This window comes from Oceanidesulfovibrio marinus, from assembly GCF_013085545.1.
Lineage (GTDB): Bacteria > Desulfobacterota > Desulfovibrionia > Desulfovibrionales > Desulfovibrionaceae > Oceanidesulfovibrio > Oceanidesulfovibrio marinus.
This window is the reverse complement of the sequence record NZ_CP039543.1, coordinates 486778-511997: the sequence shown is the minus strand read 5'-3', so window position 1 is coordinate 511997 and position 25220 is coordinate 486778. Positions and strand designations below refer to the sequence as shown.

Sequence of the window (25220 nt, the reverse complement as noted above, 5' to 3'; positions counted from 1 at the left end):
CTAACCCTTGTCTGCGCCGTCTGCTTCTGAAAAATCGAGATTCAGGGCGTTGCCGGCGTCGGGGTCCGAGCTCACCAGCCCCTTTTCCCGGAGATAGGCCACGCCGCTGCTGCGAAACTCCGCGAACGTCACATCCCTGCGGATTCCTTTGCAGTCTTCCTTGGCCATGGCCAGGCTCCCGGCATCCACAAGATTGCCGCGGAAGAAGGGCCAGGCGCGGCACACATCCGGCCGGGCAGGATGCACGGCGCAGCCGCGGTCCTTTTCATAGAACACGCACGCCCCCTGGCCGTTGCTCGCTAGGTGGTGCTTGCCCCCCTGGACCATGGCGTACTGCGCAAGAAACTCCTCCACTGCCATGCCGAAGTGCTCAGCCAGGCGCGCGGCGTCCTTTCTGGAAAGCACGATGCCGCCTTCACCCTCGCAGCACTGTCCGCACATGGCGCAGGCAAAAACCTCCAGACTCATCGAAAAAGTCTCCTGTGCACGACCATGAGACACTCGTCGGAGACCACTTGAGTGGGCGTGCCGGCAAGGAGCTCTTCGGCTTCCGGGCTGCGTATGCCGCTCTGCATCCAGAACAGCTTGGGCGGTTGTGCAAGCTGCAGCACCTCCCGCGCGTGGTCCGGACAGAACTGTGAGGCACGAAAGAGATCAACAATATCCACGGGTTCCTCGACATCTTTGATGCTGGGATATGTCTTGAGCCCCCAGACATTCTGCCGTTTGGGGTGCACGGGTATGACGTTGAAGCCCGCGGAGATGAGGTAGCGCCCCACCATGTCCACGGGTTGCGATGTCTTGTCCTTGGCGCCGATGACCGCGATGGTCTTTGACTGCGCCAGAATGTCCTTGATGCTATTGAAATCCAACATGGCCGCCCCTGCACGGTATATGTTTCGTCGGTCGATCTTTTTTTCTAGTACACTGGCCGCCTTCGGTGCGCAACCTGCCGGGCTCACAGGTGAATGCGCTCCGCATTGCCTTCCTTGCGCGGATATCCTACAAGGTTTTTGTTAAACAATTTATTAATCCTACTACATTTAATCCCTAATCGACCGGATTCCTTATGACTTTCAAGCCTGCTGAACGCATAGACGCGGAAGAGCTCGCCCTGCGGCAACACCGGGTACGCACGGCGCTAGCCGATATCTGCCCCAAAGCCGAGGGCCTGCTCGTCTTCTCCCGCCTGAACCTATACTACCTGGCCGGTACCCTGGGAGCAGGCGTGCTGTGGCTGCCGCAGGACGGCGAGCCGGTGCTGCTGCTGCGGCGCGGCGTGGAGCGCGCCCGGCTGGAGTCTTCGCTTCAGAACATCCTGGAGTACCGCTCCTTTTCCCAGCTCGCGGACCTGTGCAGGGAGGCCGGCAGCCCCCTCGGCAAAGTATGCGGGGCCGAGATGTCCGGCCTGACGTGGAGCCTGGCGCAGCTGCTCACCTCCCGCCTCCCCGACGTGGAGTTCTGCAATGGGGACCTGGCCCTGAACCGCGCCCGCTCCGTGAAGACCGAGTGGGAGCTCACCAAGCTGCGCCTGGCCGGCGCGCGCCATTACCAATCGCTCTACCAGATGCTCCCGGGCAGGATTCACGCCGGCATGAGCGAGCGGGAGATCTCCCACAAGGCATGGGAGGTGTTCTTCGAGCTCGGCCACTCCGGCAACCTGCGCATGTCCGACCAGGACATCTTCCTGGGCCACGTGGCCGCTGGTGAAAGCGCCAACTATCCCAGCCACTTCAATGGTCCCGTGGGTCTCATTGGCGAGCATCCGGCCGTGCCGTACATGGGCTATGCCGGGGCTGTGTGGAAGCAGAACGAACCCCTGGCGTGCGACATCGGTTTCTGTCTGGAAGGCTACCAGACCGACAAGACACAGGTGTACTGGTCCGGAACGCGGGCGAGCATTCCCGACACGGTGGCGCGGGCGCACGACCTGTGCGTGCAGGTGCAGCAGTACGCGGCCGAGAACCTGCGTCCGGGCGGAATACCTTCCGAGATTTACGCCACAAGCCTGCAGATGGCCGAGAAGGCCGGCTTTGCCGAAGGGTTCATGGCCCTGGGCTCGAACAAGGTGCCCTTCCTCGGCCACTCCATCGGACTGCTTGTCGACGAGTGGCCGGTCATCGCCAAGGGCTTTGACGCGCCCTTCGAGGAAGGCATGGTCTTCGCCCTGGAGCCGAAGATAGGCATCGAAGGCCTCGGCATGGTCGGCGTGGAAAACACCTTCGAGATCACGGCCAATGGCGGCGTCTGCATCACGGGCGATCGTTACGAGATCATCTGTCTGGAATAGCATGACAGAGTTACATTCTCATTGACATTGCATACGATGGGAGCCAATGATTTTCCAAGGATACGTCATTGCGCCGTGTTCTTTACACTTTTTACCATGACAGCGGTTCAATAAACGAAACACCGTGCGAATACTCATCATCGACGATTCCGAGGGCTCGCGCCTCATCCTTACGACCATTCTTCGCAGCGCCGGCCACTACGACATCACCGAGGCCTCCAACGCCCAGGAAGCCTTCGACATCCTCCAGTGCAGAGACCTCGAAGCCGTGGAGTCCGATGTTGATCTCGTGCTCATGGATCTGCACCTGCCTGGCGTGGACGGCATCGAGGCCACGCGTATCATCCGCGGCGCCACGCACCTGAATGACATCCCCGTTGTCATCGTCACCGCAGACGACAACACCGCCGCCCTGGAGCGGGCCTTCCGCGCCGGCGCAACGGACTTTCTGCGCAAGCCTGTGGACCCTGTGGAGCTGCGCGCACGCGTGCGCTCCAGCCTCCGTCTGAAAGAGGAAACCGAGAACCGCAAGGCGCGGGAGCGCGAGCTGCTGGACATGGCCGGACGGCTGCGCCAGGCCAACAACCGACTCAAGGAGCTGGCCATCCGCGACGAGCTCACCGGCATCTACAACCGCCGGCACTTCATGGAGGTCGCGGCCAGGGAGCTGAGCCGCGCCACCCGCTACGAGCGGCCCATCGCCATGCTCTTTCTGGACGCCGACCACTTCAAGGACATCAACGACACCTACGGCCACTTCGTGGGCGACAGAGCCCTGTGCACCCTGGCCGAGGCCTGCCAGAAGCAGCTCCGCGACGTGGACATCTTTGGCCGCATCGGCGGCGAGGAGTTCGCCCTGGTTCTGCCCGAGACCACGGAGGAAGAGGCCATGGCCGTGGCGGAGCGCCTGCGGGAGTCCATTGATGAGGCGACGTTCACGCTGGACGAAGTGTCCAGGAAAAATCCTGTACTTGACGACGAGCCGGACGCCGCGCCGCGCACCTACCACATTCATCTGACCATCTCCATCGGCGTGGCCGTTACGGAAGCCTCGCTCATCTCGCTGGAAGAGTTCATGCTCCGCGCAGACCGGGCGCTTTACCGCGCCAAGGAGCTGGGCCGGAACAAGGTCGTCCTGGGCTGATCCTGCCCACTACGACGCGGGCCGCACAGACCCACCGCCGCCCTCTTCCGCCCTGGGCGTCTGCTACGCGCCCCTGGCGCGCCATCCATCATATCTATCTGGGAGTTTGCGAGATTCCACACATTGCAGCGGACCGGACGTTCCAGCCCGGCCCGCCGCTCCGTGGTGCGGTTGTTATTGCAGATGCGTCTTCAGCGCATCTTCCATCTGCGCCTTGGTGAAAAGGTCGCGCAGCACGATCGGACTGCCGGACTTGTCGCCCTTGGGGAACACGGCCACCACCGGTATGGACTTGCTGCCCAGCGCGGCCAGCAGATCCATCTCGCCCGGATCGCGCAGGGTCAGGTCCACCTTGTAGAAACGCAGGCCGTAGCGGCGCTCCCAGCGCTGCACGGTGGAGTCCGTCAGCACCGTGGCCTCCAGCGCCTTGCAGTTGGGGCACCAGTCCGCCGTGAAGTCCAGCATCATGGTCTGCTCGCCCAAGTTCGCGTTGAACTCGGCCAGATCGATCTCGGGCCAGCGGATGTTCTGCCGCGGGTAGATTGTCCAGGCCACGCCGCACGCCACCACGAGAATGGCCACCGTACGGACGAAGAGCCGCCGCCTGGGGGAGTCGGAGAGCGAGGTCCACTGCCCCCATATCCACGCACCGGCGCCGGTGATCAGCACGGCGACCAGCGCCCGCGTCTGCAGCTCCTCGGAGAGAATGCCAAGCAGGTAGACCGTGGTGGCCATGAGAAAGAAGCCCACGATGCGCTCCAGCTGGATGTTCCAGTGGCCGGGCTTGGGGAAGTAGCGCACCAGCCGCGGCCAGACAGCCATCAGCAGATACGGCAGCGACATGCCCACGCCGATGGACAGGAAGACCAGCACGATGTGCGTCGCGCCCTGGGAAAGCACCCAGCCCAGCACGCCGCCCAGAAACGGCCCGCTGCACGGCGTGGCCAGCAGCGTGGCCATGAGCCCGGTGAAAAACGCTTGGCTCCTGGGGTTCTGATCCATGCCGCGGGTGGCTTTCAGGTCCACTATGGGCAGGTCGTACACGCCGAACAAGCTGAGGCCCATGGCAAAGACAAAGAGCGCGAGAAAGAGCACGAGCTTCTGGCTCTGGAACAGCTCGCCCCAGGCCATGCCCAGAGAGCCCAGCACAAGGCCCAGGAAGAGGAAGTAGACCAGAATGCCGGCCGCGAAAAAGATGTTGTGCTCACGGAAAAAGCGCCGCCGCTCGCCGTGGGAGTCCATGGACGAGACCGCCACGACAGCCGAGAGCTTCAGGCTCACCACCGGCAGAACGCACGGCATGACGTTGAGCAGTAGCCCGGCGAGCAGGGCCAGGATCATTGCCTTGGCCAGCGAGGTCACTTCGAGCTGCGGCTCCATGTAGCGCGGGGTGAAGTCCCAGGCCACGACCGGCGCAGCGGCAACGGTTTCGGCCGCCGTCTCAGCCTGGGGATGGTCCGGGGCCGGCGCCGGCGTGGGCGCTCCCGCTTCCAGCGGCTTTGCTCCGGCCGCCTGCAGCAGCGGTTCGGCCTTGGCCCACCACGGTTGCTCCGAGGCCGCGGCCATGGCGGACGTCTCCGGGAATGTCGCATTCACCGTTTTCTTCAGCGGAAAGCACGCCTTGTCCGTGCAGGCCAGTCCTTCCAGCTGGCCGGAGAGGGCAAGCTCGCCGCCGTCCTTCGGCGCGCGCAAAGACACGAAGAGCCGCGTTTCCTCGTGGTACACCGGCACAATGAGGTCGGGATTGAAGGCGTCTGGCTTCTTGATACCCGGAGGGTAGACCACATCGCCGGCCAGCCCCTGGGGCTGGGTGGTGACGCTGAGCTTGGTGGGCAGGCCTGTGGGACCCTTTTTGTGGCCGTATATGTAGGAGCCGTCCTCGGGCGTGACCACGAGCACGCCGAGAAGGTCGCCGCCGGAGCGTGAAAACAGCTCCCAACGCGCCTCCACAGGCGCCCGCATCAGAGCGCTGGAACTGCCCGCAAGCGGCGCCAGCAGCGCCCAGAACACGACTATCGACAAAATAAAAATTTTTTTCATGACTTTTCCTTGACAGATCGGCGATGACTCTCTAAAAGTCTCTTCCTCAGCACGGGCCATTAGCTCAATTGGCAGAGCAGCGGACTCTTAATCCGTTGGTTCAAGGTTCGACTCCTTGATGGCCCACCAGAGATATTCCAGGGACTTGCGAGAAATCGCAGGTCCCTTTTTCTTTGGCGTCTGCAGCCCTCGCGTGGGCGAAATAAGTATCGTTCCGCATTGCCATTCGTTTCTTGTTGTCCGTTTTCGCTCAACCCGCCCTGGCGTATGACGCCAGGAGCGATCATCCCGAAAAACTACCACGCCCCTGCAGGCTAGGCAACGGAACCTGTGGAAGAGTGGATTGTTCCGGGGCCTTGCTTCTGCCGCATCGGATGCGGCTCCAGAATTCTTTGCAGAAGCCCCCGCTGAAGACCTTTACGAAATCTTCCGCCGCAGGGTTGGACCGGCCCGGGGATTGCGGTATTATCCCGCACTGATCCCAAAACCTTCCCCGCAAGGAGACGACACATGGCACAACGAGTCATCGTCATCGGCGGCACGGGCCTCATCGGCTCGAACATCGTGGCCGCCATGCAAGATCGCTACGACGTTGTCCCGGTCTCGCGCAAATCCACTCCGCCCATGGACATGACGGACCTGGCTTCCATCGAGAGCTTCTTCGACAACACCGACCCCTTTGATCACGTGGTCATCGCGGCTGGCGACGCCGCTTTTGCGCCGCTGAACAAGCTCGGCCACGAGCAGCTCATGGTGGGCGTGCGCAGCAAGCTGCTCGGACAGCTGGACGCGGCCCTGACTGCTCTGCGCCGACTGTCGGACAAGGGCTCCATCACCCTGACCAGCGGCGTGCTGGCCGACAAGCCCATCCCCGGCACGGCGGCCGTCGCATTCGTCAACGGCGCCGTCAACTCATTCGCCCGCGCCGCGGCCCTGGAGATGACCGGCGGCCGCCGCATCAACGCGGTCAGTCCTGGATGGATCAAGGAGACCATGGAACGCATGGGCATGGACTCCTCCAGCGGCATGACGGCCAAGGACGTGGCCCAGATGTACCTGCAATCCGTGGAGGGCGACGCCAACGGCGCAGTGATCCAGCCCACGGATTAAGGTGCCTCCGCCCCCCTGCACGCCAAAAAGCCCACGATCCGCAGAAAGGACCGTGGGCTTTTGCGTATGGCGATTCACGCTTCAGATTTGTTCGACCAGCAGCGCGTCCTCGAACTTGGCGGTCAGCCTGTACTTCTTGCCGCTGTTGCTGAACTCCCAGGTGTTGCCGGGAAAGATTTCCGTGTCGGCCTCGAACCCTGACCCTAGGAAGACGTTCTTGGCCTCCCCGTTGGATTCCCAGCGCAGATAGGCGCCGTCGCCAAGAATCAAATACTCTCCATGCTTGATCTCAACCGGGATGTCGGATTCCGTGTACTCCATGAGCCCCTCCTTTCTTTGGAGTTCACCGCCGCGTAAGGCGTTCCACATTCCTTGCGAGACAAACAACATATGAGTGGGTATTCCCCGCCTCTTTGGCATCCACTATATTGCACTCAATTATTACCAGGCAAGCATTTTTGCAGGTTCATCGCGTACCCGACCGCCAACTCCGCGTGACGAACAAGTGACTCCTGTAACAGAGAATCAACTTGACCCATCCGCTTGCCAAACGGACGCCCCCAGACTCTCTGGGTGTGGAAGCCGCTTCCGTGGTCAAATCCGCCGCGCCAGGCTTGATACCGCGGCACCCGGACAAAGAAACGCTCGCATAAACTTGCGTAATCCGCGACACTATCAGACGGCTCGCACAGGACGTCGCGGTCTGGTGCGGGCCTCGGTACAGACAGGACTCCGGAGGCGTGGATAGCGCCGCCCGGTTATTTCCCCCTAACGTTTGGCAAGGCAACGCCCATGCGATTCCTCATCATCGGCGGCAGCGATGCCGGCATCAGCGCCGCGCTCCGCGCCCGGCAACTGGACGACGCGGCGGACGTGACCCTGCTGCTCAAGGACGATTACCCCAACTACTCCATCTGCGGCCTGCCCTTCCTGGTCAGCGGCGAGACGCCCGAGCCGTCCATGCTCGCACACCGCACGCGGGCAGAGCTTCTTGCCGCCGGCATCCGCATCCGCACCGGCACGACGGCCACGCGTATCGATCCGCAGGCCAGAACCGTTACGACCGTGAATCCAGCCGGCCACGAAGATATCCTGGAATACGACGCCTGCCTGGTCGCCACGGGCGCCGAATCGCTCAGGCCGCCCATCGAAGGGCTCCACCTGCCAGGCGTGTTCACCATGCGCTGGATGGAAGACGGTCTGGCGATTCGCGAGTTCATCGAGAAACGGGAGCCGCGATCCGCCGTCATCGTGGGCAGCGGGTACATCGGCCTGGAGATGGCCGACGCGCTGACCCGGCGGGGAATCAAGGTTTTCCTGGCCGGCCGTTCCCCCAGCGTGCTCAAGACCGTGGACGAGGACATGGGCTCGCTCATCGCGCAGGAGCTTGTGCGCCACGGCGTCTCCATATTCAGCGGCGTGGCCGTGGAGTCCATCCAGCAGGAAGGCTCGGGCCTGCTCGTTCTGGGCCGCGGTGTGGAGGCGTACGGCGACATGGTCCTGGTGGCCACCGGCGCAACACCGAGCACCGACCTTGCCCAGGGCGCGGGCGCATCCCTTGGCGCAGGCAAGGCCATCGCCGTGAACCAGCGCATGGAAACCGGCGTGCCCGGCCTGTACGCCGCCGGCGACTGCGTGGAGACATACCACCGGCTGCTGGGCAAAACTGTCTATCTGCCCCTCGGCACCACAGCGCACAAGCAGGGCCGCATTGCCGGAGAAAACGCCGTGGGCGGCGACGCGCACTATGCCGGCACCCTGGGCACCCAGGCCGTGAAAGTCTTCGACCTGGTCATCGCCCGCACCGGGCTCAACGACCATGACGCAACCTTACACAGCGTCCCGGCCCGCAGCGTGGACGTGGAGTGCACGGACCACAAGGCGTACTACCCCGGAGCCACGCCCATGCACGTACGCATCACCGGCAATCCACAGACCGGCGCGCTCCTCGGCGCGCAGATCGTGGGCAGCCGCCGGGCCGAGGTCGCCAAGCGCGTGGACATCTGCGCCGCCGCTATCCATGCCGGACAGCGCGTGGACGAGCTCACAGCCATGGACCTCAGCTACACGCCGCCCCTGTCCAGCCCGTGGGATCCGGTCCAGGTCGCAGCCCAGGCCTGGTGCGACAAACTTTCGTAAATCCTGCCCCGCACATCCAGGCAAAGGCTTGACGGCTGCCGTACATGGGGTACACCAGCCCCTATTCCACTCCATAACCCCATGAGGCTATTGCCCTATGCATAGATTCCGCACCGCCCTGCGTCAGGCCGTTTTCATCCTTGTCCTCTCCGCCGCCGTCGCGTTCACCGTCAACGTCCTGCGGCCGGGCGGTCTGCCCGTTCTCCAGGCCAAGGAGAGCGTGGTCCAGGTCTCCGACGCCAACGGCACCATCGCGCTCAAGGACGCCCTCGTGCTTTCCATGTCCGGCCGCGCCCTGTTCCTGGACGCCCGCTCCGACTGGGAGTACGAGAACGGCCACATCCAGAACGCCCTGCCCTTTTCGCCGGACGAGTTCGACTACGCCCTGGAGCTATACCGCCCCCGGCTGGACAAGGCGCAGAATCTCATCGCCTACTGCGACGGCGCGCTGTGCGAGCTGAGCACAAAGCTGGCGGACAAGCTGCGCAGCGCCGGCTACGCCAACGTCTACGTGCTGGAGAACGGCTGGACCCTGTGGAACAACGAGGGCCTGCCCACCGAGCAAGGCCCGGCCCCCACGGAATAATCCGGCCCGCTCCGACCATGTACGCCGTCTACCGCGTCCTTACCGTCATCCTGGCCGGCATCTTCCTTGCCGCCTGCTGGGACAAGATCCTCCATCCGGACCAGTTCGCCCAGATTATCCGCGCCTACCGGCTTGTGCCCGACGTCCTGGTCAACCCGGCCGCGGTCTGGCTGCCGTGGCTGGAGCTTACCCTCGGCATCCTCCTGCTGCTCAACCGCTGGGCCAGCGGCGCCCTGCTCCTGGCCAACCTCCTCTTCCTCGTCTTCCTCGCCGCCCTGGCCGTCAACGCCGTCCGCGGCATCGACGTCAACTGCGGCTGCTTCGTCACCACTCCCGAGGCCGGAGCCGAGTCCATGGCCTGGTACCTCACGCGGGATACCGGCTTCCTCGTCCTCGGCCTCGCCGCCGTCTGGACCGGCCGGCGGTCGCAGAAATAAAGAGAAATACACGGATGAATGTGGGGGCAAACCTTTCTGGTAGAAAGGTTCTTCCCCCACGCCCCCTTTCCAAAGACTTTCCACTGGGCTTTTTAAAATCCATGGCGTTCATTCATGCCAAAGAACTTGCAAAAGCGCCCTAATTGAAAAGTTTAGGAAGGGAGAGCGCGAGAGGGAAAACCCTTTGCAAAGGGGTTCCCTCTCGCATCTTTTTCTATCCCACGACCACGAGCGAGATACGCACGTTGCGGAAGGGGGCGTCGGGGCCTGCGGCCGAGGCCGGTTCAACAGGCGTAGCCGAGAGAGCCGGGGGATCTTCGTTACGAAAGCGCACGGACAGCGCACGGCCGTCGATGGTCAGGGGGTAGACGCCGCCTGGAGCGGCGGCCATGGCGGCCAGCCGGTCCAGGGTGGTTCGGGTGATCCAGCCGTGGGCGTCGCCGCCGGCCAGGGTGATTCGCTCCAGGCCTGCCGGGCCTTCCCAGACAATTTCCGAGCCGTCCAGGGAGGTCTCGGCAATGGTGGGCGGGGCGGCTGTTTCGCCGTCCCAGGTGGATGCGACGCGCAGGCCGGACAGGTCCAGACCGTCCAGAAGTATGGACATGGGTCAGCTCCTTTGTGGTGTGGATGAATGCCGCGGCTACTGGCCGGCAGCGTCGTGGACAAAGCCCACGGCAAAGGCCATAGAGAAGCCGAAGTACGGCGGCAGCATGTCGGCGCGTTGCCGTTCCAGGGGATTGGTCCAGAGGGACAGGCCGCCCTGGGTGGGGTCTGCGGTCATGATTCGGCGCACGGCTGCGGCGTACTCGGAAAGCACGCTGTCCGGTCGGTCGCGCTCCATGCCGTAGACATGCACGGCGATCTCCATCTCGCTGACGCTGAGGGCCTGGTTGCCGGCCAGGGAGCCTTGAAACATAGGCAGCGAGCCCGTCACCGCCGCCAGGGGCAGCTGCGACCCGCCCGCGATGTCGCCAGCCTCGCGCGGCGTCTCCAGGGTGCGGCGCAGGACGCTGCGCACCCAGCCCAGCCGCTCCAGCTCCGCCGTGACGCGGGCGAGAATCCGTTCCCGTTTCGTATCCACATTTCCTCCTCGATCAGGTTGCCGGTTTGTGGTTTTTCTGGAATTGTCACCGGCCCCGGCCGTCGGAGCGAGGAGGAAACGTTGCCGCCTATTTTTTATTCATCCTTGCAACAACCGCGTAAGGCACGTATTCTAGACCATACAACTCACCTTGTTGCCCTGACACTCCATGCCAGAACACACGCCGCCACCATCAGCCGTCGAAGGCTTCTGCTCGATCTGTCCAGTAAGCATGGAGCAGGAGGGCGACGCGCCTTCCTGCCAGGAGTGCATCCGCTACCGCGACCTGTACGTCAACGCGCCGCTGGGCATCTTCCAGTGCGATGGCGAGCGCCGCTTCCTCAATGTAAACCCGCAGCTCGCGTTCCTGTATGGCTTCGAGTCGCCGGAGCAGTTCCTGGCCAACGTCACCTATGTGACGGAGCGGCTCCAGCTGCGCGAGGAGGAGCTGCAGGACGCCCTGGGCACGCTGCAGCGCGAGGGCGTAATCCACAACTACGAGGTCCAGCTCCAGCGCAAGGACGGCTCCCTGCTCTGGACGACCCACTCCATCCGCACCGTGACCGCCACGGACGGCTCCATCATCTTCTACGACGGGTTTGTGACCGACATCTCGGAGAAGAAGGAGCTGGAGAAGCTGCGCGACGATGTCGCCCGCATGACGCGGCACGACATGAAGAGCCCGCTGCTCTCCATCGTTGCGGCCGCCCGGCTCCTGAACAAGCGCCTGACGCTGGAGGGCGAGGAGGCCGAGATGCTCCAGGACATCCATGACAAGGGCGCGCAGGTGCTGGAGATGATCAACACGTCCCTGGACCTCTTCAAGATGGAGCAGAGGGACTACCAGCCGCGGTTCGAGCCCTTTGACATGGCCGCTTTGGCCCGGAGCGTGGGCCGCTCCATGCTGCCCGCATACGAGGAGAAGCGGCTGCGCTTCGAGGTCGTGGTGGACGGCCCGGAAAAGGACGCCGAGCGCTGCGAGTTCGAGGGCGAGGAGCGCCACATCGAGACCATGCTGATGAATTTGGTGAAGAACGCGCTGGAGGCCGCTCCGGAAGGCTCCACCATTACGGTGCGGCTGAACCGGAACGAGACCTTCTGCGAGCTGGACGTGCACAACCTGGGCGCCATCCCACAGGACATCCGGCCGCGCTTCTTCCAGCGGTACTCTACCAGCGGAAAGCCCGAGGGGCTGGGCCTCGGCGCATACAGCGCCAGGCTCATCACCGAGGCGCACGGCGGCTCCATCTCATACAAGACCTCCGAGGAGGACGGCACGCACATCCAGGTGAAGCTTCCCTGCCGTCAGCCGAAGAAGTGATCTCCAGGCCATAACCCGCAATCCCCCTGTTTTCCGCAACGTCGGATTCCCGGCGCCCCTTCACCTTCCGGGCTCTCGGAAAGGCCGCCTTGTCGTTCCTGTGAAATCTCCTTCATGTACGGCGCGGGCTGTGGACACCCCCAGAGGGTCTTGTTACATACAGATTCGCCAGACGGGCCGGGCTGCTCCGCACGAACCACCGCTCGGACTGCGCAAGGAAATCTCCTCAATGGACCCGGTAACCCATCTCGTCGGCGGCCTGCTCATAGGCCGCGCTTTCAGACGCCCTCTTATTGCCGGCGTTTGGCTCACTATTCTTTGCGGGATGGCCGCCGTGGCCCTGGACGCCACGTATCTGCTGACTCTCGCCGGTCCGGGCAGCGTTCTGGCCCAGTACCGCGGCCTGGGCAACACGGGCATCGCCACGCTGTCCGTCACCGTGGTCTTCTTCCTTCTTGCCCTGCCGTTCCGGGGAGTGGCTCCCCGCTGGGGCATCCTGCTCGCCGTGTTCCTGGCCGCGCTCTCGCACCTCTATCTGAACGCCTTCACGTCCACCGGCATACAGCCGCTGGCTCCATTCACGGACTACCGCATCGCCCTGGGCTCGCTGTGGTTCTTCGACCCGATACTGCTCGGCGCTTTACTGCTGCTCTTTCTCGGGCCGATCATCTTCCGCACCCGCGGGCTCATTACCGGCTGGATAGCGCTCTTCCTGCTCATCGCCTATCCGCTGGGCTCCGTGGGCGTGAAGCAGTGGGCCAACCGGGCGCTTTTCGCCGTGCCCGAAATGGAAACCACTGCCGGACCGAGCGCCGAGGTGCAGCCGGACCTGCTCTCCCCGCTCTTCTGGAAAGTGGTCCGCAAGAGCGAGAGCGCCTACGACGTGCGCTCGTTCAGCGCGGTGGACCGCAGCCTCGACCAGCTTCCTGTGCTGTACGAGGTGGCGCCGGAGTCGCTCATGGACCGGCTTTCCTCGGAATCACCGCTGGTAAAGTCGTTCCTGGAACGGACGCATACGCCGATCATCTTCCGCCGCGAAGGCGGAGACACCACGCGCCTGGTGCTGGCCGACCTCTGCTGGGTCAGCATGACTCCCATCATCCGGAACCACCAGCCCGACGGCGCGCCGCCCATGTCCCTTCGCGTGGAGCTGGACGTGGACGGCAAGCTCATCGATGTCCGCAAGCGCCGCCTGGGCCGCTACCTGTCGTTCGAGGAGCTGCCCGTCTCCCCACAGGCGCAGGCCAACGCCTCCCAGCCCGCCGCCAGCCCGTAGGACAACACCCGCCGCCAGGGCCCCAGCGTTTTCCGCGGTCTAATCGCCCGGCCGGAGAAATCGCCTTGCAGACACATGCAATGTGATAAGGGGCTTTCCAGAAACAGCCAGTCTGCGCTACAAGGAATAGACACGCCATTATCAACTGCGCCGGGGACGGCGCCCGAACCAAACCACGGGCAAGGTACGACAATGCGACTGCTCATCATCGAAGACGACCTGGAAGCTGCGGCCTATATGGTCAAGGGGCTCAAGGAAAGCGGCTACAACGTGGACCACGTGGCCGACGGCAAGGAAGGTCTCTACAAGGTAGCCGGCGAGGAGTACGACGCCATCATCGTGGACCGCATGCTGCCCGGAGTGGACGGCCTGACCATCGTGACCACCATGCGCTCTGCCGGAAACAAGACGCCTGTGCTCATCCTGAGCGCCCTGGGCGAGGTGGACGACCGCGTCCGCGGCCTGCGCGCCGGTGGCGACGACTATCTGACCAAACCATACGCCTTTGCCGAGCTTCTGGCCCGGCTGGAGTCCCTGCTGCGCCGCGGCAAGGAGACCGCGCCGGTCACCAAGCTGCGCGTGGCCGATCTGGAGATGGACCTCATCTCCCGCAAGGTGACCCGCGCCGACCAGACCGTGGATCTGCAGCCCAAGGAGTTCGCCCTGCTGGAGTACCTCATGCGCCACGCAGGCCACGTGGTCACGCGGACCATGCTCCTGGAGAACGTCTGGGACTACGCCTTTGACCCGCAGACCAACGTCATCGACGTGCACATCTCCCGGCTGCGCCAGAAGATCGACAAGGGCTTTGACAAACCGCTGCTGCAAACCGTGCGCGGGGTAGGCTACAGTCTCCGTGATTCCGAATAACCTGCTGCGATCTTCCACCTTCCGGCTGGGCGTCCTGTACATGGCCCTGTTCGGCTTTTCCGTGCTCCTGCTGCTCGGCTTCATCTACTGGACCACGGCCGGCTTCATGGAGCGCCAGACCCTGGCGACCATCAACGCCGAGATCCAGGGGCTACAGGAACGCTACGAGCTGCTCGGCCTGGCCGGCCTCATCCAGGTCATCAACGAGCGTGTGAACACCGCCTCGTCCGGCGACAGCCTCTATCTGCTCACCAACTCGCACTTCAAGCCGCTGGCCGGCAACCTGAAGGAGTGGCCCGAGGCCCGCGCCATCAACGAGGGCTGGATCCACTTCATCCTGGACAAGAACGGCCACCAGCAGATAACCGCCGCGGCCAAACACTTTCTGCTGCGCGGCAACTTCCACCTGCTCGTGGGCCGCAACGTCTCGGAAAAGGAACGCGTCCAGTCCATGATTATCGATTCCCTGGGCTGGGGTCTGGCCATCACCTTTGTGCTGGGCATGGTCGGCGCCGTGTTCATCACCAAGGGCGTGCAGCGACGACTGGACGTCATCAACCGCACCTGCCAGGACATCATCCGCGGCGATCTGACCCGGCGCATCCCGCTCTCCGGCACAGGCGACGAGTTCGACCGTCTGGTGCAGAACGTCAACGATATGCTCGACCAGATCGAGCGGCTCATGCGCGGCATCCGCGAGGTGAGCGACAACGTCGCCCACGACCTGCGCAGTCCGCTCAACCGCCTGCGCGGCCGGCTGGAGACCTCCCTGATGGGCAACCCCACCAAAGAGGAGCTGGAGCAGACCGTGATGCAGTCCATCGAGCAGACAGACGACCTCCTGCAGACTTTCAACGCCCTATTGCGCATTGCCCAGGCCGAGGCCGGGTCCAAGCGCGACAGCCAGTCCCTCTTCGACCTTGGCAAGACCGGGCGTGATCTGGTGGAGCTCTACCTGCCCTTGGCCGAGGAAAAGGGGCTGGAGCTCACCTCGGACCTGGAGGAAGGAGCTTTTGTCCTAGGCAGCCGGCACCTGCTCAGTCAGGCGCTCTCCAACCTGTTGGACAACGCCATCAAGTACACGCCCACGGGCGGCTCCGTTTTCATGGCTGTCACCTCCACGCCGGCCGGCCCCATCTGCCGCATCGAGGACTCCGGCCCGGGCGTTCCTCCCGAGTTCCGCGACAAGGTGCTGGAGCGCTTCTACCGGCTGGAGTCCAGCCGTTCCGCGCCGGGCAGCGGCCTGGGCCTCTCCCTGGTGGCGGCCGTGGCAAGGCAGCACAAGGCCGTGCTCACCCTGACCGACTCGGCCCTGGGCGGGCTGGCCATCGTACTCTCGTTCCCCAGGCCCCCGGCCAAAAGCTGGCATCCGCCGGAGCCCGAGGAGAGCTGAGCCGCACCGGCTCATTCAAAAAAGCGTCACCGAACGGCTCACTGTTTGTTGCCCCTTCCAACTACCGGATTAACTTAACGAAGATTCATCGCGTGGAAATATTGACGCAATATGGCTTGCCTATTTCTCACCCTTGCATCCTCGACAACTGTCCTGCAGTTTTTCAAGTACAAAGGAGATGAATCGTATGAATCGCTACAAGAATCGCATCAGCATCATGCTCGCGGTGCTCGTGTCGTGCGTCTGGCTCATGGCCGGCACCGCGCAGGCCCAACTGCCCTCGTTCACGGAGCTTGCGGAAAAGGCCGGCTCGGCAGTGGTCAACATCAACACCGTCAAAACCATCAAAGCCGACCAACGGCAGCAGCTTTTCGAACAGTTCCGGGAGAAAGGCGGTCCCTTTGAAGATTTCTTCAACAACTTCGACAAGTTCTTCCAGCAGCGCCCGCGCAAGCAGCGCTCGCTGGGCTCCGGCTTCATCATTTCCCCTGACGGCTTCATCGTCACCAACAATCACGTCATCGCCGGCGCGGACGAGGTGAACGTCACCCTGCAGGGCGAGAAAGACTACAATGCCACCATCGTGGGCCGCGATCCGGATACGGACCTCGCGCTGCTCAAGATCGATGCCGGCGACAACCTGCCCACACTCAAGTTCGGCGACTCCAACAAGATCAAGATCGGCGAGTGGGTCGTGGCCATCGGCAACCCCTTTGGCCTGGACCACTCCGTCACGGCCGGCATCATTTCCGCCAAGGGCCGCATCATCGGCGCCGGCCCCTATGACGACTTCCTGCAGACAGACGCCTCCATCAACCCCGGCAACTCCGGCGGTCCCCTGCTGAACATGGACGGCGACGTCATCGGCATCAACACCGCCATCGTGGCCGCCGGCCAGGGCATCGGCTTTGCCGTGCCCTCTTCCAGCGCCCAGCGCATCATCGCCCAGCTCAAGACCGGCGAGAAGATCCGCCGCGGCTGGCTCGGCGTTTCCATCCAGAACCTCGATGACGACATGGCCAAGGCCCTGGGCCTGGAGAACGCCAACGGCGCCCTGGTGGCCAACGCCATGCCCGGCGAGCCCGCAGCCAAGGCCGGCGTGAAGACCGGTGACGTGATCCTTGCCGTGAACGGCCAGAAGGTGGAGGACACCAACGAGCTGCTGCGCAAGATCGCCAACATCAAGCCCGACGAGAAGGCCCGCCTGACCATCTGGCGCAATCAGGACACCCAGTTCATCGACGTGACCCTGGGTGAGCGTGACAGCGAAGCCCTGGCGCAGGGCGAGTCCCCCTCCATGGAGTCCGAGCAGGGCGCCAAGAGCGAGCTCGGCCTGAGCATGCGTCAGGTGACCGACCGCGAGGCCGAGGCCCTGGGCCTGGATAAGCCGCAAGGCCTGCTCATCACGGACATCGCGCCCGACTCCCCTGCCGGCGACTCGGACGTGGTTCCCGGCGACGTGATCCTCGAGATCAACCAGCAGCCGGTCAACTCCGTGAAGCAGTTCGAAAGCATCGTGAAGGACGAAGGCGCCAAGAAGGGCGTGGTCATCCTGCTGCTCAAACGGCGCGGACAGAACCTCTTCCGCACCATCCCGCTGGAGAAGTAACAGCAGCAGACCCTGTGAAACCAGAACGGGGAGGCCGAAATTCCGGCTTCCCCGTTTTTTTTGCGTCATGCGCCCTGCGCTGTGCCCCGCTCAGGCGGGCCTCAGCCGGCGGTGTCCTTCTCGTCCAGCCGGCCGCTGTCGCACTGCGCTTCAGCAAAGGCCTCTTGCAGGCGCTGCTCCGCAGAGGGGTCCCACTCGGCGCTCGTGCGCCGCAGACACGCCACGTGCAGGTCCATGGGCTGCTCGCCCTCCTGCAGATGGTCCAGCGCTTCCAGCGCCAGACCGCCGCCGGCGCAGGCGCGTACCATCTCCCGGCTGTAAAACCGGATATGGAAGCCGTCCACGTCGTACATGGTGCCCCGCATATGGCGACCCAGACCACATGCGTGGTCCAGCGACGTGCGTACGGAAAACAGGAACACGCCGTCCAGGGCCAGCACCCGGCGGACCTCAGACAAAAGCGCCGTCACGTCGGCCGGGCCGAAGTCCATGCACAGCAGCATGTGCGCGTACACGGCGCCAAAGGAGCCGTCCTCGAATGGCAGGGGCTCCAGTACATTGTGCCGGACCGTGACCACCCGACCTGTCAGGCCCAGCCGGCCGGCCTCCACTGCCAGATGCTGCAGACCCGGCGCGGCGTAGTCCAGCGCAGTGACCTCGTAACCATGCTCGGCGAGTTCCAGGGCGTCACGGCCCTGGCCCGCGCCCAGCTCCAGCACCCCCGGCCTGGCGGCTTCCATGTGCTCCAGGGCCCAACTGCAGAACGGGCTCGCCTCCTGGCCGTAGAATCCCCGCTGCGCCAGGGCTTCTTCCCATCGCGCATGTTGTTTCCGGCGTCTCAGTGAATTGAGCTGTTCCATCATCCGTTCCCCCATATGAGGAAAGTGCCTAATGCGGAGCCATTGCGCAAGCGCTGAGAACAAAAAAGCCGGGAGTCCTGCTGAGGACCCCCGGCTTGTCAAAAACCGTATGCGAACGGAATGTTACTGGAGCGTATGGCAGCCCGAGTTGAAGCACTTGACCGGGCCGTGGGCCTCGCCCTTGTTCTTCCTGTCGTAGTGGCAGCCGAAACAGGAGTGATCGGAGCGGCCGTGCCAGGCAAAGTAGTAGGACGACGTCTCGGAGCGGAAGTCGAAGTCGCGGTCCATGTGGCACATACGACAGGAGTCGATGGAGCCGGAGCCCTCGAACATGTGATGGCACTTCGAGCACTGGATGTCGGCGTGCTTGTCGTGCGGGAAAACCACTTCGTTGAACAGAGGCTTGGCATCGCTGTCAGGAGCGATGTGCACTTCACACGGCACCTCGGCGGCCATCAGCCCGGGCAAAGAAGCCCCCAGAACAAGGGCCAGAGGGAGCAAAATGTAGAATAGCGTCTTGCGCATTGGTCGTATCTCCTAGCGATGGCTTACTTTTGCGGATGGCATTCCTTCATGCAGGTGACCGGTCCGGTCTCCTTACCCTCGGCCTTCATGCTGCGGTGGCAGCCAAGACAGCTGCTGTCCGTTTTGGAGTGCCACGCTGCGTAGTACGACGAGGGGTCCTTGCGGCTGTCACGGCTCACGTGGCAGTCGCGGCAGGGCATGATTTCGCCGCACCCTTCAAACATGTGGTGGCACTTCGAGCATTGAATGGATGCATGGCTCGAGTGGTTGAACTGCACTTCAGGGAACTTATCGAGCGGCTTCTCTCCTTCGGGCACGGTGATGGTTATCCCGTCCGGCACATCAAAGGCGAACAAACTCGGCAAGCTCATGGCCAGTACCGCGAGAGCGCTCACGATTGCGACAAGAACCGACTTCTTCATGGACCTTTGCTCCTTCCGATAGGCAGGTTTGTGAATTCAGGAACGAAAGGGTGGTACCATTTTTCGCCGCGTCTCGCAACGCTGCGACTTGATATTGCTTAATTTTACCTTTCCTGTTTCACTGTTGGAATGATGCCTCATCTCCAGTCACTTCCCTCGCCCAACAAACTCTACGTCGCCATGGTCGGCCTGCCGGCAATGGGCAAATCCGTCATCGCCTATAAGCTGCAGGACAACCTCTCCAACCTGGGGCTCTCCGCCCGCGTGTTCAACAACGGGGAGGTGCGGCGCCGGCTTTTCCCCGAAAATACATCCCACGCCGAGTTCTACGATCCCAACAACGCCAAGCTTGTGGCCCTGCGGGAGGACATCGCTCTCATCAACATGTATGAGGCAAAGGATTTCCTGAACAACGAAAGCGGCAACGTGGCCATCCTGGACGCCACCAACGTCAGCGCGCCGCGCCGTCACAAGATGATCGCCCATCTCTCGGATCACCCCATCCTCTTTGTGGAGTGCCGCAACCACGATGCCGACCTCTACGCCGCTTCGGTGGCGCGCAAAACCAAGCTTTCGGAGTTCGCCCACCTCTCTACGGAGGAGGCCCAGGCCAGCTTCGAGGCCCGCATCCGGCACTACCGTTCCATCTACTGCCCGCTGGACACGGACGGCTCCGGCACAGACGGCTGTCCGCCAGGGGCCAAGGGCCCGGAAAACTATGTTATCGTGGACTCGCTCAACCACCGCATCATCACCGAGCATCTGCTCAATGAGCCGCCCTACTACGGCCTGCTGCGCGACCTGCTCGTCTCCGACTGGGTCAAGGGCCTCAGCCTGATCCGCCACGGCGAAACCGAGTTCAACCGCGAGCACCGCATCGGCGGCGATCCCAGGCTCACGGACAAGGGACGCCAGCAAGCCCGGCTGCTGGCCGCCCACTTCCGCGACCGCCACATCTCCAGCGTAGTCACGTCCACCCTGCGCCGCACGCGCGAGATGGCCGACATCCTGCTGGAGGGCCGGCCCGAGGTGGAACGATACGCCCTCAAGGAGTTCGACGAGATCGACGCCGGCGTGTGCGACGCCATGACCTACGACGAGGTGCGGCAGCTCCGGCCCGGCATCTGGGAGTCGCGCAAGGCCGACAAGTACAACGCCTCCTATCCGGGAGGCGAAAGCTATGCCTCCATGAAGGAGCGCGTGGAACGCGGCGTCAAAAAGGCGCTCTACCTCTCCGGCAACGCGGAAAACCTCGTCATCATCGGCCACCAGGCCGTGAACCGCATGATCCTCTCCCACTTCCTGCTTCGGCGCGAAGAGGACGTGCCCTACGTCTACATCCCGCAGGACCGCTACTTCCACATCGTCTCCACCCAGAGCCGCAAGCTTGTGGAGCTGCTGCCCTTTTAAAGCCAAAAGCACGGTGGGCAGGGCAAGCCAAGGAGCTGTAAAAGGCTTTGCCTCCGGCGGCCCGGGGAACACGGTCCCCCGAGACCCCTGAAAAGGGTCCAGGGAGCAGTGCTCCCTGGTGGGGTGCCCGAGGGGCAAAGCCCCTCGGAGCCGATAGAGATTTATCTTAAACCCAGGTGATCCGCGCCGGGATGCGCTCCGGCCGCCAGTTGTACTGGAACTTGGGGTAGCCGAGCATCAGGGAGGCGTAGACGTTGTGGTCCTCGGGAAGCTGCAGCAGCTCGCGCACAGCTGCCGAGGCCTGGGCCGCTCCTGCAATGCTGCCGGCCCAGCATGCGCCCAGGCCGTTGGCCGCGGCCGCAAGCTCCAGGGTCGCGACGGCGACGGCGCAGTCGATCTGCGGGGTGAGGGCCGTGGTGGCGGCATGGGCCACGGCCAGGGCCGGAGCGTCGCGCAGGAGCAGGTCCACGCCATTGTCCCAGGCCTCCGCCACCATCGGCATAATATTGTTCTCGCGCATGAACGCCGCAACGAGGCCAGTCAGCCGCCGCAGCTCGTCCTTGGAGTCCACGATGGTCCAGTGCACGGACTGCCCGTTGACGGCTGTGGGTGCGTAGCGTGTGATCTCCACCAGCCTGGCCAGCAGCTCGCGCTCCACCGGCTTGGTCTTGTACGCCCGGATGGCCCGGCGGAAAGTGAAGAGCTGCTCCACCGACTCCGGCGAGGGATCGAGGGACGGAGCTCTCTCCTTCAGGCTCTCCTGGGCCACACCGTTCAGGCTGATGGCGCCCACCGGGCACACGGCCAGGCAGTGGCCGCACTCGATGCACAGCTCCCCGGCGTTCTCGTGCAGAATAGGCGACCCGTCGCCGCTGTCCAGAAACAGGCGGTAGGGGCAGGCGCGGATGCAGATACGGTCCTTGACACACTTGGCGTAATCGATTTCGATACGACTCATGGGAAACACTCCATGTTCTTTGTGATATTAAGGATACGGTCATCCCCACGGGTGTGGGAATACAGCTGCGCGCCGCTGATCGTGATGTGTACAGACGGATCATCCCCACTGGAGCAGGGACACTCTAACATTTAATACGCTAAGGCTATTCCCTTTTCAACAAACAGAACAAACATATAATCCCACTATAACTCTTCCTTTTTACTACACATCCCCTCTCGAAACCAGTCCAGCCAACGCCTATTGCCCCATGTTTGTCGTTCACTTTGTTTTCCGCTATAGAGCTGTGCTGTTCACCACCAGTCCATTTTTTCCATGATATGAAAGGTTACTACTTCATTACCGGCATTGATACAGGGGTTGGCAAAACATACGTAACTGCAGGGCTCCTACGTGTGCTTTCCGATGCAGGACTCAAGGCGCTTGCGGTCAAGCCAGTGCAGACCGGATGTAAAGAAAAATCCGGCTCTTTGATTCCGGACGATCCTGTCGAATACGCCAGGCTTAATGCCTCTCATTTCCCAAATGGCTATCCCGACGCCTGCTGCCGTCGCTTCGTGCCGGCCTGCTCTCCACACCTGGCAGCCCAGATGGCGGGTGAGCATATACATCTGGACGAACTGGTCCATGAGATTTCCGCCAAAGGAGAAGGATACGATATCGTCCTTGTTGAAGGCGCCGGTGGTGTCTCTGTTCCACTGAATGATAAGCACACCATGCTTGACCTCATGCAACGTCTTGACTGCCCTGTCATCATCGTTGCTGACAACAAGCTTGGCATGATCAACCATACATTGATGACCATTGAGTCGGTGCGGAATCGCGGCCTGGATGTTGCTGGTGTTATAATAAATTCCACGACTCCCTGCATCGAAGATGCCGCATTGAGAGACGATAATATTGCGGCCATCGCACACCATGGGGATGTCACAGTTCTGGCGGACATTCCTTTTCGTTCAAACCAACACGAGCGGGATGAGCAACTGATCCAGCGCTTGAGCCCGGTCATCGACACGCTGGTTCCAGAAGTCGACTCACATGAAGAAAACCTGATTTTTGACCGCGATCACCTTTGGCACCCATATACTTCCGCCGTAAACCCGTTGCCGGCAGTCAAGGTTCGATCGACCCGCGGAACACGTATCATCCTGGATGACGGCAGAGAGCTGATTGATGGCATGGCCTCGTGGTGGTGCGCCATTCATGGTTACGGACATCCGGTACTGGAGCGCGCCTTACACAGACAAGCTGGCCGCATGAGTCATGTCATGTTCGGTGGATTGACCCACAACCCTGCGGTGGAACTGGGCCGCAGGCTTGTCTCCATGACGCCTGACGGGCTCGATCACGTCTTTTTGGCGGACTCCGGATCCGTTAGTGTCGAGGTCGCAATCAAGATGGCCATGCAGTACATGCAGGCAGACGGGCAGCCCAACCGAACCAGGCTCCTGACAGTACGTGGCGGCTATCACGGTGACACATGCGGGGCCATGTCCGTGTGCGACCCTGAAAACGGGATGCACCACCTGTTTTCCGACCTGTTGCCCAGCCAACTCTTCGCCCCCAGGCCCTCTTGCCGTTTCGATGCCCCTTTCGACCCGGCCTCTCTGCAGGAAATCACTCGGATACTGGACGCGCACAGCCACGAAATGGCGGCCATCATCATCGAGCCCATCGTCCAGGGGGCGGGAGGCATGCGCTTTTACCATCCCGATTATTTGCGAGGGTTGAGGCAGCTGGCCGACGCGCATGGCGTTCTGCTCATTCTGGATGAGATAGCCACAGGCTTCGGAAGGACCGGCAAACTGTTCGGTTGCGATTGGGCGGGGGTTGCGCCGGATATAATGTGCGTCGGAAAGGCGTTGTCCGGCGGAATGATGACGCTTGCCGCAACCCTTGCTACCCGCCAGGTGGCAAGAACTGTCTCAAAAAATGGCGACGTCTTCATGCATGGCCCCACCTTCATGGGGAACCCCCTTGCCTGCGCCGTGTCGAATGCCAGCCTCGACCTGCTGGAGCAGTCGGACTGGCAACCCAAAGTTCACGCTATCGAGACGTGGCTCGAAGAAGCGTTTTCTCCCTGCCGTCATCTGCCCGGTGTCAATGATGTGCGCATTCTGGGGGCCATCGGCGTTGTGGAGATGTCCGACCCTGTATATGTTCCCCGCCTCCAAAAGTTCTTCATCGAAAACAACATTTGGCTCCGACCTTTTGGCAAGCTTATTTATGCAATGCCGCCGTACATAATATCGCGTGAAGAAGTGGCCCACATCGGCGAAGTCGTAGCCCAGGCCATCACGCAGAAACAATATACGAAGTAACAATTCAATGACTCTGCTTCTATTGTATTGCCTCGTGTTTATCGGCATGGGCGTATATGAATACGCCCGTCGCAAGAATTTCGAAGAGTTTGCCGTGGCAGGTCGCCGCTATGGAAGCGCCGTCATCAGCATCTCAATAGTCGCCTCCTGCATTGGGGCCTCGGCCACCATCGGCATGACAGGCCTGGCGTATTCCGTCGGCACTCCGGCATTCTGGTGGCTTGGTTCAGGGGGCGTGGGACTGCTGATACTCGGCGTATTCCTTGCCAAAAAGGTTCGCAGCAGTGGGGCATACACTCTGCCGGACATGGCTGAAAAGTACATTTCGCCATCAGCGCGGCGCCTCATGGCTCTCATCATTATTCCAGCCTGGTCCTCCATACTCGCGGCCCAGTTTATTGCGGCGGCAAAAACGTCCGCATCCCTTTCCGGCATGGAGTTTCAGACGGCGCTTTTTGTTTGCGCTCTTTTCATCATCGGATACACCGTCCTGGGTGGGCAGAACTCCATTCTCAAAAGCGATGCGGTTCAGTTCGCCATGGTTATCGTCGGACTTCTTTTGGCTTTATACTTCACCAAAAGCGCTTCGTCCGTCTCCCTGTCCTCCATTCCTCTTCAGTTTACGAATGCTGCGTTCCCGCTCTCAAAGTGGAGCTACTTCATGCTTGTCATAGGCGGCAGTTACGTGGTCTGCCCCATGCTGTTCGGTCGCCTGCTCTCTGCACGGAATGAAGTGCACGCCAGACGCGGAACCTTTCTCGCCGTCTTCGGAATCATTCTCTCCGCCGTTGTTATTGTCTGTATCGGGCTATACGCCCGCGGCCTTGCCCCAGCCGGAGCAGATGCAGATTCCATACTGACGCAGGTGGTGCCTTCGGTTATGCCGGAATGGGCCGGCACGCTGCTTTTGTTCGCGTTGCTCTCCGCCATTATCTCCTCGGCGGATTCCTGTCTCATTACAGCCGCGACAGTGTTTGAGCATGATCTCCTGGGTGGGGAAAACGTGACGCGTTGCCGTTTGCTTATGGCGGCCATCGGAATCATGGCTCTTGCCATCGCCTACTCTGGCAGCTCCATCCTCACGCTGTTGCTTGCGGCAAATGACATTTACGTGTGCGGCGTGGTGGCTCCCATGGCGGTGGCGATTCTCGCTCACGGCAAAAGATCCCTCAGCACGCGGACCATGCTGACCGCCATTTTCCTGGGCGGGCTTTGTGGCCTCCTGGCCGCCACAACCGGGCTCAAATTCTTCAGCTATCTCGGGGGAGCTCTCTCCCTGGCCATCTCTCTCCTGGCGCTCACGAAATCTCATAAGCAATACAATTCTGAAGCGCTCGGCACTGCCTGGCAGTAGCCGCACTCGATGCACGGCTCCCCGGCGTTCTCCTGCAGAACAGGCGGACCCGTCGTCGCTGTCCGGAAACAGGC

Annotated in this window: 24 protein-coding genes and 1 tRNA gene; 15 read left to right on the top strand and 10 right to left on the bottom strand. The window is 62.3% G+C overall.

Translation table 11 applies throughout. The annotated features are described in order from the left end of the window. On the bottom strand, positions 1-468 hold the full coding sequence (locus E8L03_RS02325; RefSeq protein WP_171266458.1) for a YkgJ family cysteine cluster protein: 468 nt from the start codon (positions 466-468) through the stop codon (positions 1-3). Further along, positions 465-875: a CoA-binding protein gene (locus tag E8L03_RS02320; RefSeq protein ID WP_171266457.1), complete on the bottom strand. Its 411-nt coding sequence runs from the start codon at positions 873-875 to the stop codon at positions 465-467. The genes E8L03_RS02325 and E8L03_RS02320 overlap by 4 nt, the downstream gene beginning before the upstream one ends. A 194-nt stretch (positions 876-1069) precedes the next feature. Here E8L03_RS02320 and E8L03_RS02315 point away from each other — a divergent pair, with 194 nt between their 5' ends. Next, positions 1070-2290, top strand: coding sequence for a M24 family metallopeptidase (locus tag E8L03_RS02315; RefSeq protein WP_171266456.1), 1221 nt, complete (start codon positions 1070-1072; stop codon positions 2288-2290). Between the two features lie 124 nt (positions 2291-2414). Next, positions 2415-3434 (top strand): GGDEF domain-containing response regulator, encoded by a 1020-nt coding sequence (locus E8L03_RS02310; protein ID WP_144305551.1) that lies wholly within the window; start codon positions 2415-2417, stop codon positions 3432-3434. Between the two features lie 174 nt (positions 3435-3608). Here the strand turns inward: E8L03_RS02310 and E8L03_RS02305 are convergent, their stop codons facing one another. Then, positions 3609-5474, bottom strand: a complete 1866-nt coding sequence (locus E8L03_RS02305; protein ID WP_171266455.1) for a protein-disulfide reductase DsbD family protein — start codon at positions 5472-5474, stop codon at positions 3609-3611. 53 nt (positions 5475-5527) lie between these two features. On the opposite strand from E8L03_RS02305, the gene E8L03_RS02300 reads away from it, so the two are divergent. Further along, a tRNA-Lys gene (locus tag E8L03_RS02300) sits at positions 5528-5603 on the top strand. A gap of 381 nt (positions 5604-5984) precedes the next feature. Next, complete coding sequence (locus E8L03_RS02295; protein WP_171266454.1) at positions 5985-6584, top strand: short chain dehydrogenase; 600 nt, start codon at positions 5985-5987, stop codon at positions 6582-6584. A gap of 81 nt (positions 6585-6665) precedes the next feature. On the opposite strand, the gene E8L03_RS02290 is transcribed toward E8L03_RS02295, so the two are convergent. Further along, positions 6666-6905, bottom strand: a complete 240-nt coding sequence (locus E8L03_RS02290; protein WP_235896596.1) for a hypothetical protein — start codon at positions 6903-6905, stop codon at positions 6666-6668. Positions 6906-7376: 471 nt separating this feature from the next. Here E8L03_RS02290 and E8L03_RS02285 point away from each other — a divergent pair, with 471 nt between their 5' ends. The 3 genes from E8L03_RS02285 to E8L03_RS02275 all read left to right on the top strand — a co-directional run bounded on the left by E8L03_RS02285 (position 7377) and on the right by E8L03_RS02275 (position 9746). Continuing rightward, a complete protein-coding gene (locus E8L03_RS02285) occupies positions 7377-8723 on the top strand; it encodes an FAD-dependent oxidoreductase (protein WP_171266453.1) in 1347 nt (448 codons plus the stop codon). A gap of 97 nt (positions 8724-8820) precedes the next feature. Beyond that, on the top strand, positions 8821-9309 hold the full coding sequence (locus E8L03_RS02280) for a rhodanese-like domain-containing protein (RefSeq protein ID WP_171266452.1): 489 nt from the start codon (positions 8821-8823) through the stop codon (positions 9307-9309). A 17-nt stretch (positions 9310-9326) separates the two neighbouring features. Further along, on the top strand, positions 9327-9746 hold the full coding sequence (locus tag E8L03_RS02275; protein WP_144305545.1) for a MauE/DoxX family redox-associated membrane protein: 420 nt from the start codon (positions 9327-9329) through the stop codon (positions 9744-9746). A 214-nt stretch (positions 9747-9960) separates the two neighbouring features. Here E8L03_RS02275 and E8L03_RS02270 read toward each other — a convergent pair whose 3' ends face one another. Then, positions 9961-10350 carry a hypothetical protein gene (locus tag E8L03_RS02270; protein ID WP_171266451.1) on the bottom strand — a complete coding sequence of 130 codons (390 nt, stop codon included), beginning with the start codon at positions 10348-10350 and terminating at the stop codon, positions 9961-9963. Between the two features lie 36 nt (positions 10351-10386). Further along, positions 10387-10827, bottom strand: a complete 441-nt coding sequence (locus tag E8L03_RS02265; protein ID WP_171266450.1) for a hypothetical protein — start codon at positions 10825-10827, stop codon at positions 10387-10389. A 169-nt stretch (positions 10828-10996) separates the two neighbouring features. Here E8L03_RS02265 and E8L03_RS02260 point away from each other — a divergent pair, with 169 nt between their 5' ends. The 5 genes from E8L03_RS02260 to E8L03_RS02240 all read left to right on the top strand — a co-directional run bounded on the left by E8L03_RS02260 (position 10997) and on the right by E8L03_RS02240 (position 17296). After that, positions 10997-12148 carry a PAS domain-containing sensor histidine kinase gene (locus E8L03_RS02260; protein ID WP_171266449.1) on the top strand — a complete coding sequence of 384 codons (1152 nt, stop codon included), beginning with the start codon at positions 10997-10999 and terminating at the stop codon, positions 12146-12148. Positions 12149-12377: 229 nt separating this feature from the next. Continuing rightward, entirely contained in the window at positions 12378-13424 is a 1047-nt protein-coding gene (locus tag E8L03_RS02255) for a metal-dependent hydrolase (protein WP_171266448.1), read from the top strand. Positions 13425-13616: 192 nt separating this feature from the next. Next, entirely contained in the window at positions 13617-14294 is a 678-nt protein-coding gene (locus E8L03_RS02250) for a response regulator transcription factor (protein WP_144305540.1), read from the top strand. Beyond that, a complete protein-coding gene (locus tag E8L03_RS02245; protein WP_171266447.1) occupies positions 14281-15687 on the top strand; it encodes a sensor histidine kinase in 1407 nt (468 codons plus the stop codon). The genes E8L03_RS02250 and E8L03_RS02245 overlap by 14 nt, the downstream gene beginning before the upstream one ends. A 187-nt stretch (positions 15688-15874) precedes the next feature. Next, the gene (locus tag E8L03_RS02240; protein ID WP_412973806.1) at positions 15875-17296 is read left to right on the top strand and encodes a DegQ family serine endoprotease; all 1422 of its coding nucleotides are present in this window, start codon (positions 15875-15877) and stop codon (positions 17294-17296) included. Positions 17297-17397: 101 nt separating this feature from the next. Here E8L03_RS02240 and E8L03_RS02235 read toward each other — a convergent pair whose 3' ends face one another. The 3 genes from E8L03_RS02235 to E8L03_RS02225 form a co-directional block, all read right to left on the bottom strand. Beyond that, positions 17398-18156: a class I SAM-dependent methyltransferase gene (locus E8L03_RS02235; protein WP_171266446.1), complete on the bottom strand. Its 759-nt coding sequence runs from the start codon at positions 18154-18156 to the stop codon at positions 17398-17400. A gap of 123 nt (positions 18157-18279) precedes the next feature. Continuing rightward, positions 18280-18681 (bottom strand): cytochrome c3 family protein, encoded by a 402-nt coding sequence (locus tag E8L03_RS02230; protein ID WP_144305536.1) that lies wholly within the window; start codon positions 18679-18681, stop codon positions 18280-18282. 23 nt (positions 18682-18704) lie between these two features. Further along, the gene (locus tag E8L03_RS02225; RefSeq protein ID WP_144305535.1) at positions 18705-19103 is read right to left on the bottom strand and encodes a cytochrome c3 family protein; all 399 of its coding nucleotides are present in this window, start codon (positions 19101-19103) and stop codon (positions 18705-18707) included. 132 nt (positions 19104-19235) lie between these two features. Between E8L03_RS02225 and E8L03_RS02220 the strand changes: the two genes are divergently transcribed. Next, positions 19236-20513 (top strand): histidine phosphatase family protein, encoded by a 1278-nt coding sequence (locus tag E8L03_RS02220; protein ID WP_144305534.1) that lies wholly within the window; start codon positions 19236-19238, stop codon positions 20511-20513. Between the two features lie 166 nt (positions 20514-20679). On the opposite strand, the gene E8L03_RS02215 is transcribed toward E8L03_RS02220, so the two are convergent. Further along, entirely contained in the window at positions 20680-21471 is a 792-nt protein-coding gene (locus E8L03_RS02215; protein ID WP_171266445.1) for a nitroreductase family protein, read from the bottom strand. A gap of 320 nt (positions 21472-21791) precedes the next feature. Between E8L03_RS02215 and bioA the strand changes: the two genes are divergently transcribed. Further along, positions 21792-23792 carry an adenosylmethionine--8-amino-7-oxononanoate transaminase gene (gene bioA, locus E8L03_RS02210; protein WP_171266444.1) on the top strand — a complete coding sequence of 667 codons (2001 nt, stop codon included), beginning with the start codon at positions 21792-21794 and terminating at the stop codon, positions 23790-23792. A 7-nt stretch (positions 23793-23799) separates the two neighbouring features. Then, complete coding sequence (locus tag E8L03_RS02205) at positions 23800-25146, top strand: sodium:solute symporter family protein (protein WP_171266443.1); 1347 nt, start codon at positions 23800-23802, stop codon at positions 25144-25146. Positions 25147-25220: the final 74 nt, after the last annotated feature.